Source organism: Paenibacillus sp. OAE614 (assembly GCF_040546645.1).
GTDB classification, from domain to species: domain Bacteria; phylum Bacillota; class Bacilli; order Paenibacillales; family Paenibacillaceae; genus Paenibacillus_AQ; species Paenibacillus_AQ favisporus.
In genome coordinates this window covers 5,965,626-5,977,500 of the sequence record NZ_JBEPOD010000001.1, presented here as the reverse complement: position 1 = coordinate 5,977,500, position 11,875 = coordinate 5,965,626, and the positions used below count along the sequence as shown (strand labels likewise).

The following is an 11,875-nucleotide window of genomic DNA, read 5'->3' as shown; positions in this document are numbered from 1 at the left end:
GGGCTTAGTGATCCGGTGGTACCGCATGGAAGGGCCATCGCTCAACGGATAAAAGCTACCCTGGGGATAACAGGCTTATCTCCCCCAAGAGTCCACATCGACGGGGAGGTTTGGCACCTCGATGTCGGCTCATCGCATCCTGGGGCTGAAGTAGGTCCCAAGGGTTGGGCTGTTCGCCCATTAAAGCGGTACGCGAGCTGGGTTCAGAACGTCGTGAGACAGTTCGGTCCCTATCTGTCGTGGGCGTAGGAAATTTGAGAGGAGCTGTCCTTAGTACGAGAGGACCGGGATGGACGTACCGCTGGTGCACCAGTTGTTCCGCCAGGAGCATGGCTGGGTAGCTACGTACGGACGGGATAAGCGCTGAAAGCATCTAAGCGTGAAGCCCCCCTCAAGATGAGATTTCCCAATTCGTAAGACCCCTTGTAGACGACGAGGTAGATAGGTTGGAGGTGGAAGTGCAGCAATGCATGGAGCTGACCAATACTAATCGGTCGAGGGCTTATCCAATAAAATAATTCGCAGATTCGTTTCGTATCTAGTTTTCAAGTGATCAAACACTTGAACGTTTGGTGGCGATAGCGGAGGGGTTCCACGCGTACCCATCCCGAACACGACCGTTAAGCCCTCCAGCGCCGATGGTACTTGGACCGAAGGGTCCTGGGAGAGTAGGACGTTGCCAAGCGAAGGACCACTGTTGATGAATATCAACGGTGGTTTTTTATTTCTTATCCCCAATGTGGACAACACATCCGTTTTGTCCGTTCATCCACAAATACATATTCCCTGGTCGATTTTCCAAAGGTTATGCACAAAAAAGAGAACCATCCCCGCCCAATTTGGATTATAATCATAAATTATATTCCCATAATTCACAGTTTCATCCCCAGTACTCACAATTGAAGTGTGCTTTATGGCATAAATGATTCATGTGGTGATGTTAAGTTGACTTTTGTCTAAATGTTATTCACATGTACATAAGTTTGTAAGTTCATGCCAAGGGCTCTTCGTATGATTGCCCCGGGATCGATAAAGGAGGAGTAAGTTTGACCGAAGCACAAGCTCGAGCTGTACAGTATGTACGTACGGATGCTTTGGATGTGCAGTGCCTTTCCCGCAGCGTAATTGACCGGATTTTGGCTGCAGAAGGACTTAGCGCGATTGATGTTGACTTGCTTATTGATCATATCCGCCGTTTTGCTCGGGTTACGCTCAATTTTCATCCCGATCGTCTGCTCGCTACCGGCCGTTCGGTGGTTGAGGGACTGCTTCAGGATGGGGTGTACCGGGGACAGTTTGAGACCTCGATCTCCAACGGGAGCCGAACGGCATTTGCCGGTGGTGATCGTGACCGCTGGGAAGAGCATTTATTTGGGAAAGCATACCAGGCGCCCGAAGTAACCAACGAAGAACGGCCGAAGTATGGTGGGCTTAACCTGATGAATTATGCGGACGGTGCGTCACCGCGGTTTGGCTCGTGCCACCTGGTCCTTCGCCCGCATGTTTCAGAGCGCTGCACCTTTACGTTTGGGGATAGCTTTACGGGTCCGGAGCGAAAAGGAACGATCGACGTTTTTTCTCCGCTGTTAGCCCCCTTGTTTGAGGCGGCTGTCAGCACACAGGAGGTGCTCGGTTCGGATCACATCAACGTACGGCTGTTGGTGGAGCTGCTTCAATCGCTAAACTCCAGATCCAGCGAGTTTATACCCGAAGCCTTAGGAAGGTCACTCGATGACTACATTGAAGCCCAGGTTCATGCTGTGGTGGATTTGGCGGATGACGCGGAGGCCCTGATTGCTGATCCCTCGTTCAAAGGCACTCCAACGGGGAACCTATTGGAAGAGACCTGCTATAAATATGATTTGCGGCTTGGCTGGCATGCAGGTTTTCAGTTAGAGGTTGGATCGGTACCAAGTGACTTTCGGGGGCCTGCGATGCAGCCGCTTGCAATCAGGATCGATCAAAGGTTCGGGAACGAAATGGGGCGGATTGACGCGGCAGTATTAGGCTTGGCAGCGGCATCGCTGCACAATCACCCCGAAGAGTGGCAGGACTGGGGATCATACGATGAAACGTTACAGCACATTAAGCAATTATGGCATGTCCTTGTCCGATTTGGTTCTCCTCTTCATTGTGTTACGTAATGTTACGAAGTACCGAATGGGTGAACATATAAAAGGATCAGACTTATATTGCTTTTTATATAATTGATGACTTTCTTTGTCTTCCAGACTTTTAATACTCGAAAAAACTCCCAGGCTTGGAAAAACTCCTAAGAACGAAAGGACGGTGACGGGTTGAGCATTCAAAAGCAGGAATCCAAGCGACATAAAAAAATGGGTTCAACCGAACCTCTGGATTCTTATAAAACCGTTGCCCGTGGTGAATCAGAAGCTTTGAATGAGATACAGCGACCTCAAATAAAGGACGACTCCTTCTCCAGGAGACAGGTCGTGCTGTTTATCTCTGTTGTTTTCCTGTACTGGTTCTCGTCTTATATTTATGTTCCGATTTTGTCGCCTTATATCGAGCATTTGGGGGCATCCTATACCTATCTGGGTATCGTTCTCGGTTCCTACGGTTTGATGCAAATTTTGTTCAGGCTGCCGCTCGGTATTTTATCGGACTTTATGGAAAAGCGCCGTCCATTTATTTGGCTGGGGCTGGCCGCCAGTGCGGTAAGTGGGCTGATGTTTGCTGCGTTCGGACAGTTGGGTTGGGCGCTGGCTGCAAGAGCCATGGCAGGGATCGCCGCGTCGACCTGGGTTGTGTTCACCGTCGCGTTCTCAGGCTTTTTCCCGAAACATGAAGTAACCCGGGCAATGAGCATGATGCAGTTCACCACCGTGGCCGCCCAATTGACAAGCATGCTCGTCAGCGGGTATTTGGTGGAGCGTTGGAGCTGGCAGCTGCCGTTTTGGCTTGGAGGCATCGTCGCGGTGATAGCCCTTGTACTTGCTTTATTTTTGCGGGAAAAAGAGCCGGATCCCGGGCGTACCCCCATGTCGCTTCAGGATTTGGCACCCGTTATGCGTGATCGGACGCTGTTTCGGGTTTCTTTTCTGTCGATCCTGGCGCACTGTGTTCTGTTCATCACGATGTTTGGGTATACGCCGAATCAGGCGCTGGACCTGGGTGCAAGCAAAAATGACCTTGCCTGGCTGACGCTGTCTTTCATGCTGCCGCATGCAGCGGCTACGCTGTTTGCCGGACGGACCCTCGTTAACCGTTTCGGGGCAAGGGCCGTGCTAACCGTGGGGTATGTGGGAACGGCCGTTTTTACGTTTTGTATCCCGGCGGCATCGAGTTTTGGCTGGCTGTGCGTAACGCAAATATTTAATGGACTGGCACAAGGACTGGTCTTTCCGCTTCTTTTGGGCAAATCGGTGGCCCACATCGAGCCATCCAAAAGGGCAACGGCAATGGGTTTTTATCAGGCAGTCTATGCGATCGGCATGTTCATGGGCCCGTTTATCGCAGGCTGGATCAGTTCGGCATGGGGCCTCGCAGGCGGGTTCCGCTTGGCGGCATATGCAGCGTTAGCTGCGGGAGTGCTCGCTTTTTGGTGGATTCGGACGGATACAAAAGCTGGGGTGAGCGCAGCTTCAGGCGGACCGCCGAATACGGGAAGTGTCCAGAAAAATGTGTAATGTGCGGCTAGAGCTGCGGTTTGATCCGCCAAAAAGACCCGCAAAGCGCTCAAACGCTTTGCGGGTCTTCTTTATTTTTTCGATATCGGGAGAAACAGCAGGGAAAACGGCAGGTTGCTGCCGGCAGCCGGGGATAACCAGAGTTCCACCTTCTCCTCCCGGTCCTGCGTCCGGTACAGCACGGTGGCGCTGTCCTGGGAGCCGTCGCCGTGCTTGATCTCGACAACCCGGTCGTTCACCCTCGCCGAGCCAAAGTACCTACCGCCACGCGGGTTGAAGGCGATGAGCGTGTCCGGCGCAACATGGTTCAGAATGATTTTATACAGGACACCGTAATTGCCGGAATTGATGGCAACGCTGTCCTGCATCCCGTCCATCCCCCGCTGAAAAGGATCGGTGGTGTTGTCGGTGAGCGGCAGGCGCTCCGCTTCCGTTCCGACCGTGCCGTCGTATTTGAACACGCGCGTCGAATCGGCAAAGGTGCCGCGGACGATGGACTCGATCGGATTTAAATCAGGCAGAGACGGCATGACAGCAATCGGGTCATGATCGGCCTGGACCATCAGCATGGTATATTCGACGGGTGCATCGCTGGTGACATCGGCATTCATCGTGATGACATCGCCGGTAGCAGCCGCGGTAGCATTCAGCTTGGGAAAGAGGGCCACGCTCTCGCCGGGGCCGATCTGCACGCTTCGCTGCTCACTGCCGGTCAAGGTGGACTCCAAATACCGGACGCCAGCCAGTCTGCCGGATAGCTCAGGATACGGAGTGGGCCCCGCCACGCCCGCGTTCTCGATCTGGATCGATGCCGCGGTATCGTTCGGATTGGTGGCGACCAGGTAGAAGCGTGCCTTTGTGGCCAGGTTGTTTTTGTGATGGACCAGAAACCGGGCCGGTCCCGACAGGATGTCCTGGTACAGGATCCCTTCCGAGTTGACCGTCTCCGGACCGCTGGCCCGGAACAGCAAATACGGCTCGGTCGTGTAGGTGTAGGGCAGCGCTTTGTAGGACAGAATCGATTTGCCGCTGACCTGGAATGTGCCGCCTGCCGGAGTGAAGCGCTTGGCATATTCTTCTTGGCTGTACAACACCTCGGAGGTGATTTCGATTTTTTTGCTATATTCGGATGTCAGGCCGTGCTTGTCGGTGACTTTAAGCTTGATTTCCACCGTACCCGGCTCGAAAAAGGCCGGTTCGTTGTTTGTCCATTCGCGATTCGTGATCGCGTCTTCGTCGTCGGTGCTTTGATCGCTCAGGGTCACCGGCTCGCCGATCCGGTATTGATCTTTGTCCGTCGTGAAATAGGCCAGCGGCGGTTCGTTCGTTTGCGGACTTTCTGGCTTGTCCGTCCCCGAAGATCCGGAACCGCCAGGGTGTAGCGTAATTTGGTTTCCCTGGAGCACATAAGGGAGATGAAAAGCAGCCGTCAGCGAAGTAAGGGGAACCATCAACACGCCGCGGTCCTCGTACGCTTCGCCTTTCATCGTTTTCGTCTCACCGTTGACTTGATATGCCTTGGTATGTACGCGGTACCGGGCTTCGGTACCTTCTCGGGATACGGTGGTCTCTTTCGTAGAGGCTTGGTAAGTCACTTTACAGCCCAAAGAGACGGCAAGCGAGCGGAGGCTGACAAAGGTGACTCCTTTTTTGACGACAGTGGAACGGTTTAATGCGGACTCGGTGCCGCTATTTAGGATTCGGCTGCTGTTTAAATAGATGACCGTCGCTCCGGAAGGAGCTGCGGGTGCTTGAGCCGTAGTCACTTTCTGCAGGGGCATAGGCTCTTGCTCCAGATCGGATGAAGCAGATGCCGGAACCACACCGTAGGCGGCAAGCAGAACGGAAGTCAGAAGGGCGGTTTTTTGTATTTTCATGGGAATGATATGGAACTCCTTTTCTGAAATTTTAAAATAAAACAGGGGCCTTTATTTGGCGGCAATCATGACCGCTCCCAGTACGATGACCGCGGCCCCGATCCAGCGGTTCAGCGGAACGCTTTCCCCGAAGAAATACCACGCGGCGAAAATGCCGGCGGCGTAAGCCAGGCTTTGCAGCGGGTAGGCAAGGCTGAGCGGCAGCCGGGACAGCACGACGAACCACAATCCCGTGGCCACTGCATAAAGAACGATACCAAGCAGAATCAGCGGCGAAAATAATACCTGCAATAGGTTGCCAAGGTGGATGCCACCTTGCTGCTGCAGGCCGATTTTCCAGGAGATTTGACCGGCGACCAGGAGCACCATATTGAGAAACAGCATCAAGTAAGCCATACTAGCGGTTCACCTCCGTGCTCGAAGAAGACGGCACAATAATTTGCTCTTCGGAAGAAGCCGCCGCAGAAATTCGCTGACAGGGTTCCACGGAATGCAGTCCGGAGAATTCCCCAGACGGCATCCCGGATTGCTGCATGATACGCGCTTCTGGGGGCTGTTGAGAATGCGGTCTAGATGACTGCTCAGGATGCGGTCGAGATGTCTGCTCAGAATGAGGTGCGGATGACTGTCCCCACTGCGGGTCGGATGTCTGTCCCGGGCGCGATCCAAAGGCAGGACCGGAGGCAAGCCCTATGGAGCCCTCAGAGCCTCCCTCCGCCTGGGCTTCAAGCTTTTGAATGCGTTGTTCCTGCAAGCCCAGCGTTTGGGTAAGCAAGATGACCCGGTGCGTGAGCATGGAGACTGCCATCGTCAAATGCAGCAGGATGAACAGCACCGCGACTACACTCAGCAGGTAGAGCAGCGACGGGGCGTAATAAATGTGGATCCGCTGCGCCACCTCATCCAAAAGGGACGGAAACAGGGACAGCGCCATCATGATCACGCTCATCAAAAGCCAGAGCAGGGCGTACTGCTCGCGCAGCCTGCGCTTGCGGATCAAGTATAAAATCGTGCCGGCAAAAGCAAGGCTGATGCAAAAGCTGATGATATAAATATTAAGATTCATAGCGGTTTTCCCACGCTCTCTTTTTCTTGGTTTTCATGAGCAGAACCGACAGGATGACCTTGGACATGTAATACACGGATTTCATGGCCGAGATGCTGGAGACGCCTCCCTGACGCTCATTCATCACGACGGGAATTTCCGTAAAGGACAGCTCCCGGTTGTAGAGCAGCATCAGCGCCTCTACCTCGGGATAGTCGGTCGGGTACTCGCGTGCGAACAGGGAGATAGCCCGACGTCCGCACAGGCGGTAGCCGGAGGTCGGATCGGTCACGTTCTGCCCGGTGAGCCGGGTCACGAGGGCGGACAGCAGGCCGATGCCCATTTTGCGGGCGAATGTCGATTGGAAGCCCTCTTTGGTAATAAAGCGGGAGCCAATCACCATATCGGCGCCGGTATCGAACTGGGCGGACAGGAGGCGTCGCAGATCGCACGGATTGTGCTGACCGTCGCCGTCGATCTGTACGGCGTAGTCGTAATGATGCTCCGACGCGTAGCGGTAGCCGGTTTGTACCGCACCACCGATGCCTAAGTTGCAGGTCAGGTCGATGACATTGGCCCCGGCGTCCCGGGCGATCCGGCTGGTGGCGTCGCTCGACCCGTCGTTGATGACGAGCACGTCTGCGTAAGGCGCGTCTTCGCGGAGCCGGCGGATGACCTGCCCGATCCCTTCCGCCTCGTTATAGGCGGGCACGATCACGAGCACTCTGTGCGGCTTGTTATGACTTTCCGGTCGATTCAGCATAAGTAACGGCTCCTTTCCGTGAATTTGAAGAGCGGGTCCATTTCTGCCACGCCCAGCGGAGGATGGCGATCCCCGCGGCCGCATCCAGCATGATGATCAGCGGCATGGCGGTGTAGTTATAGCGGAACTCAGGGACGAAGGCCAGGCGGGTAACCGTCATGACCGCTATAATCAGCGTCATCAGCGTTAATGGCTGCTTCCATTTCCGAAGGGGAGCGGCCAGGGCCACGGGACAGAACCACACGAGCGCCACATGCAGCAGGCTGCCCAGCGGGCTCGGAAGCACGCGGTATAACGGGCTGTGGCCGCTGCCAAAATACATATTCGAATAAATGTACTTGAGCTTGCCGACGGTGTACCATTTGACGAACTGCCATGTGTGCTGCGTAAAACCGATCTTCAGCCGCTCTTTGGCGACTTCCATCTGGGTTTTGCCATGCCGGTCGACCAGGCCGTCGTTGTAATTTTTGTCCGGATAGGTGCCGGCGGCAAACGGATTGACCTGGGTAGAGGCGATCACGACCTCGTGCAGGGTCACCATGTTGCGGACCACCCAAGGAGCGAGGACGATCCCTGTCCCGATGCAGGTGAACAGCAGCAGCTTGAGCGTGAGGCGGAATTCCTTTTTCCAGAGCCAATACAACCCGTACACCGGCGCGATCAGAATTAAAAACTCCGGACGCGTCAGCACCAGCAGGCCCATCGCCGCCCCGCTCAGGAGAGCGAGGGTTCGTGTTCTGCGCTCGACGGCTTCAAGCTGCAGACGGATATACAGCATCAGGAAAAAGCAGGCCAGCGTCTCGGTCAGAACCGCACCGTTGCTCCAAATAAAAGGCGGATACACGCTGCTGATGAGCAGCACGATCATCGAAACGGTCCGGCCCGAGAGCTTTCGGGCGACCGAGTAAATGAGCCACAGGGTGACGAGGCTGATCACGACCTGAATGTAACGGATGTAGGGGAACGGATCATGATGCTGGTAATCGACCAGCTTGTAGATGGCCGCCATAAACAGCGGATACCCCGGCGTGACCTGGGCGTTCGGCTGGGTATCCTTGTAAGCGTAGATACCTTTTTCGAGCAGCTGCCGGACCATGATGTCGTAGTTCAGCGTGTCATGCGAAACCTTATGGTTGACCGAAAGCAGAAAGTCCAGCCGCACATAGGCAGCCAGCGCGAAGATCAGCACGAAAATCGTGATGAGCAGCGTTTTTTTATGGGCAAACAATTTTGAAGTGATGGTATACATACGGATTTCGTGCTCCTTCCTTGACAGACATGGGAGACAAACAGCTCTCCTCACGGACGATGCCTGCTGTCCTCTTAACTTGAATCTAAGATTACAGGAGAGTTCTTAACGGGAGCCTACCCAAATGCTTAACAAACGCTTAAGTTTTTCTGTTAAAAAATGCTGTGGGGAGCAGAATAGCACCAAAAAAGCAGATAGCCGCACTCCCCAAATGGGATGAGGTTATCTGCTTTTTGTATGGTGAAAGGAAAGTGGTTATGCCGGCACAGCCGGATCGGGGAGCCGGGTCTCAAAAACGGTCTGGTTCGTCGAGCTCTCCACGGAGATGTCGCCGCCGTGCACGTCAATGATGCTCTTGGTGATGGCCAGCCCAAGCCCGGTACCGCCGGTCGCTTTGGAACGCGATTGCTCTACGCGGTAGAACCGTTCGAAGATATACGGTAGATCCCGCTTGGGGATGGGCTCCCCGTAATTGCAGACGCGTATGCGGACAAAGGCTTCTTCCTTTTCGATATAAACGTCGATGTATTTGCCGCTGCTTCCATATTTAATGGCATTGGAAATGAGATTTTCGTAAGCCCGGACGAGGTGGTCGCCGTCGGCTTGAATGATGACGGGCTGCTCCGGCGCGTGAATCTGCAGAATCATGTTCGCCTGCTCCAGGCTCGGCACAAACTCCTCGGCCAGCTGCCGGATCAATCCGGTTACATCCAGCTTGCGCAGGTGCAGCGGCATGCCGTTGTTGATGCGCGTATACTCAAACAGGTCGTCGATCAGCTTCTTGAGGCTGAGCGATTTTTCGTAAGCGATATTCATATAATAGCGGAGCTCCACCTCGTCGGCATAACGGTCCTTATCGATGATTTCCAAAAATCCGAGGATGGAGGTCAGCGGGGTCCGCAGGTCGTGAGATACGCCGGTGATCAGGTCGTTTTTCGTCTTCTCGGCGTTACGCTCCTCCTGAATGGAGCGGTTCAGCTGGGCGCTCATCTGGTTGATGCTGTCGGCAATCCGGCCGAGCTCATGGTTTTCCCGAACCGGAATTTCATAATCGAAATGTCCCTTGGCGATCTCCGCCAGCCCGTAACTGATTTCCTCCAGGTACGTATGAATTTGCCCGGACAGGCTGTTCATGTTTTCTGCGATCGTTCCGAGCTCATCGGCAGCTTTCACACTGACGGAAGCTTGGAGCCGCCCGCCGGCCATGTCCTCCAGGACTCCGGCCAGCTCTTTGGCATAACGAACGAGGGGCCGGGTGGAAGCCACGTAGAGGGACAGGAAAAAGACGACACCGAACACCCCGATTGTCGGCCTTGAGCCGATATGGTTGATCACCCAAATCAGGGGCACATTATAAGGCGGGCGCACAATGATATAAGAGGCGAGCAGACGGCCGAGCAGCACGAACAGCAGCGTCAGCCCGGTGCAGCCGAGAAACACGGCAAGGAACTTCCAGCGGATGCCGATGTATACCTTGGTGGTCATGGTGCTCTACACCTCCTTCGCCGATTTCATTTTGTAGCCGATGCCCCAGACGGTCTTGATGTAGGCCGGATGCTGAGTATCCTTTTCGATTTTTTCGCGGAGCTTGCGGATATGGACCATCACCGTGTTTTTGGATTCCATGAACGGTTCGTTCCAGACCTCTTCGTAAATTTTGTCCATGCTGAGCACGATGCCCTGATTGACGGCCAGCAGCTTCAAAATGTCGAACTCGCGGGGCGTCAGCTTCACTTCCTGCTCCCCGACGGTCACCGTATGGGTGGCGGTATTGATGACCAAATCGTCGATTACGATTTCGTCCTCGGCTGTGGTATCGCGGTAATTTAACAGCTTGTACCGGCGCAGCTGCGATTTGACGCGGGCGACCAGCTCCAGCGGATTGAACGGCTTGGTGACGTAATCGTCTGCACCGATGCTCAGGCCGGAAATTTTATCGATATCCTGGCTTTTCGCGGACAGCATGATGATGGGGGTGTTGTTCTTTTCCCGGATTTTCATGCAGGCTTGAATCCCGTCCATTTGGGGCATCATCACATCAAGGATGATGAGGTCGATCGGATGGCTCTGCAGCGCTTCGAGTGCCTCCAGTCCATTGGATGCTTTATATAAGGTGTATCCTTCATTTTTTAAATAAATTTCAATCAGTTCGATAATTTCTTTCTCGTCATCGACGAGCAGGATTGCTTCTCTGGACATTACGGCATTCACACCTCTTTGAATATTGTGGAAACTAGGAGTATGCTTGATGTATAGCATTATAAACCGAAACCCTTAACATTATGGTCACGAATTTCTTAACATTCACTTAAATTCCGCCGATGTTGTGGCCTTAGGATGAACGTTCCGCTGCTTCTTATACATACAGGGAAAGGGCGCAGCCGTGAAAGATAGAGCTTTTTCACCAAATGGAGAGGCTGGCTAACAACGTACGAGTATAATTTTAACGTAAAAAGAGGAGAGAGCGCATAGCATGGGCAACAAGTGGACTGAAACCTACTTAATTCATTCCAACGATATCGATTTTAAATCCGAAGCACGGCTGTCGGTACTGCTGTCTTTGGCGCAGAGAACGGCCGACGCCGATCTGGAGCAGCTTGGGGCGACGAGGGACCAGATGATCGAAGCGGGCATGGGCTGGATGCTGATTACAATGGATCTGCGCATCAGCCGGATGCCGAAGGCGCTGGAGCAAATCAACGTCGAGACCTGGAACAAAGGCCCGAGAGGGGCCCTGTGGCAGCGGGACTTTGTGATTTATGGCAGCGGCGGGGAGATTCTCGGGGAAGCGTGCAGCATTTGGGCGCTCGTGGATATCCAGAAACGCAGAATGCTGCGGCCATCCAAGTTCCCTTTTGACGTCTACATTAATGAAGAGGACTCGGCCGGTGAAGCACCGGATAAAGTAACTATACCTGAGGATATGCCGCTGCATGAATCGTACCGCTCCGTGGTACGCTACAGCGGGATCGACGCCAATCTGCATCTGAACAATTCCCGTTATGCCGATTTGTGCATGGATACGCTGACCAAGGAGGAGCTTACGGGTTATTCTTGTGCGGGTTTTCGGATCACCTACCATCACGAGGCCCGATTGGGGGATGACATGGTGGTGAAACGGTCAGAGCTGTCCGGCGGCCGGGTGTACGTGAGCGGACAAGCCGAGGACGGGTCGCATTATTTTGATGCGTATCTTCTATTGAAAGAAACGAACTGAACGAACGAAGGCATCCCAAGGGCATCATGGATAATTCCGTCCCGATCGGGGGATTGTTAAAGGATAAGGGGGGA

10 protein-coding genes and 2 rRNA genes (1 of these 12 running past the window's edge) are annotated in these 11,875 nt (G+C 54.0%); 5 read left to right on the top strand and 7 right to left on the bottom strand.

Annotation, left to right across the window (positions count from 1 at the left end):
* The 4 genes from ABIE48_RS27495 to ABIE48_RS27480 form a co-directional block, all read left to right on the top strand.
* Positions 1-510, top strand: a 23S ribosomal RNA gene (locus tag ABIE48_RS27495); it begins 2,419 nt to the left of the window's first position.
* Positions 511-568: 58 nt separating this feature from the next.
* Positions 569-685: ribosomal RNA gene (gene rrf, locus ABIE48_RS27490) — 5S ribosomal RNA — on the top strand.
* 361 nt (positions 686-1,046) lie between these two features.
* On the top strand, positions 1,047-2,144 hold the full coding sequence (locus tag ABIE48_RS27485) for a DUF3626 domain-containing protein (RefSeq protein WP_145028284.1): 1,098 nt from the start codon (positions 1,047-1,049) through the stop codon (positions 2,142-2,144).
* 309 nt (positions 2,145-2,453) lie between these two features.
* The gene (locus tag ABIE48_RS27480) at positions 2,454-3,650 is read left to right on the top strand and encodes an MFS transporter (RefSeq protein ID WP_260845802.1); all 1,197 of its coding nucleotides are present in this window, start codon (positions 2,454-2,456) and stop codon (positions 3,648-3,650) included.
* Positions 3,651-3,721: 71 nt separating this feature from the next.
* On the opposite strand, the gene ABIE48_RS27475 is transcribed toward ABIE48_RS27480, so the two are convergent.
* The 7 genes from ABIE48_RS27475 to ABIE48_RS27445 form a co-directional block, all read right to left on the bottom strand.
* Positions 3,722-5,527 (bottom strand): copper amine oxidase N-terminal domain-containing protein, encoded by a 1,806-nt coding sequence (locus tag ABIE48_RS27475; protein WP_192717210.1) that lies wholly within the window; start codon positions 5,525-5,527, stop codon positions 3,722-3,724.
* A 51-nt stretch (positions 5,528-5,578) separates the two neighbouring features.
* Positions 5,579-5,923, bottom strand: coding sequence for an EamA family transporter (locus ABIE48_RS27470; RefSeq protein WP_192717209.1), 345 nt, complete (start codon positions 5,921-5,923; stop codon positions 5,579-5,581).
* A gap of 1 nt (position 5,924) precedes the next feature.
* Positions 5,925-6,593, bottom strand: coding sequence for a DUF2304 family protein (locus tag ABIE48_RS27465; RefSeq protein WP_354520041.1), 669 nt, complete (start codon positions 6,591-6,593; stop codon positions 5,925-5,927).
* Complete coding sequence (locus ABIE48_RS27460; protein ID WP_192717208.1) at positions 6,583-7,335, bottom strand: glycosyltransferase family 2 protein; 753 nt, start codon at positions 7,333-7,335, stop codon at positions 6,583-6,585. Before ABIE48_RS27460 ends, ABIE48_RS27465 begins: the two co-directional genes overlap by 11 nt.
* Positions 7,310-8,584 carry an ArnT family glycosyltransferase gene (locus ABIE48_RS27455; protein WP_192717207.1) on the bottom strand — a complete coding sequence of 425 codons (1,275 nt, stop codon included), beginning with the start codon at positions 8,582-8,584 and terminating at the stop codon, positions 7,310-7,312. Before ABIE48_RS27455 ends, ABIE48_RS27460 begins: the two co-directional genes overlap by 26 nt.
* Positions 8,585-8,839: 255 nt before the next feature.
* On the bottom strand, positions 8,840-10,069 hold the full coding sequence (locus ABIE48_RS27450) for a sensor histidine kinase (protein ID WP_076176822.1): 1,230 nt from the start codon (positions 10,067-10,069) through the stop codon (positions 8,840-8,842).
* Between the two features lie 6 nt (positions 10,070-10,075).
* The gene (locus ABIE48_RS27445) at positions 10,076-10,783 is read right to left on the bottom strand and encodes a response regulator transcription factor (RefSeq protein WP_105442458.1); all 708 of its coding nucleotides are present in this window, start codon (positions 10,781-10,783) and stop codon (positions 10,076-10,078) included.
* 274 nt (positions 10,784-11,057) lie between these two features.
* Between ABIE48_RS27445 and ABIE48_RS27440 the strand changes: the two genes are divergently transcribed.
* Positions 11,058-11,801: an acyl-[acyl-carrier-protein] thioesterase gene (locus ABIE48_RS27440; RefSeq protein WP_145028296.1), complete on the top strand. Its 744-nt coding sequence runs from the start codon at positions 11,058-11,060 to the stop codon at positions 11,799-11,801.
* Positions 11,802-11,875 lie beyond the last annotated feature (74 nt).

Coding starts and splice junctions, on each gene's coding strand:
- ABIE48_RS27475 (WP_192717210.1), bottom strand. CDS start 5,527: ATGAAAATACAAAAAACCGCCCTTCTGACTTCCGTTCTGCTTGCCGCC.
- ABIE48_RS27470 (WP_192717209.1), bottom strand. CDS start 5,923: ATGGCTTACTTGATGCTGTTTCTCAATATGGTGCTCCTGGTCGCCGGT.
- ABIE48_RS27465 (WP_354520041.1), bottom strand. CDS start 6,593: ATGAATCTTAATATTTATATCATCAGCTTTTGCATCAGCCTTGCTTTT.
- ABIE48_RS27460 (WP_192717208.1), bottom strand. CDS start 7,335: ATGCTGAATCGACCGGAAAGTCATAACAAGCCGCACAGAGTGCTCGTG.
- ABIE48_RS27455 (WP_192717207.1), bottom strand. CDS start 8,584: ATGTATACCATCACTTCAAAATTGTTTGCCCATAAAAAAACGCTGCTC.
- ABIE48_RS27450 (WP_076176822.1), bottom strand. CDS start 10,069: ATGACCACCAAGGTATACATCGGCATCCGCTGGAAGTTCCTTGCCGTG.
- ABIE48_RS27445 (WP_105442458.1), bottom strand. CDS start 10,783: ATGTCCAGAGAAGCAATCCTGCTCGTCGATGACGAGAAAGAAATTATC.
- ABIE48_RS27440 (WP_145028296.1), top strand. CDS start 11,058: ATGGGCAACAAGTGGACTGAAACCTACTTAATTCATTCCAACGATATC.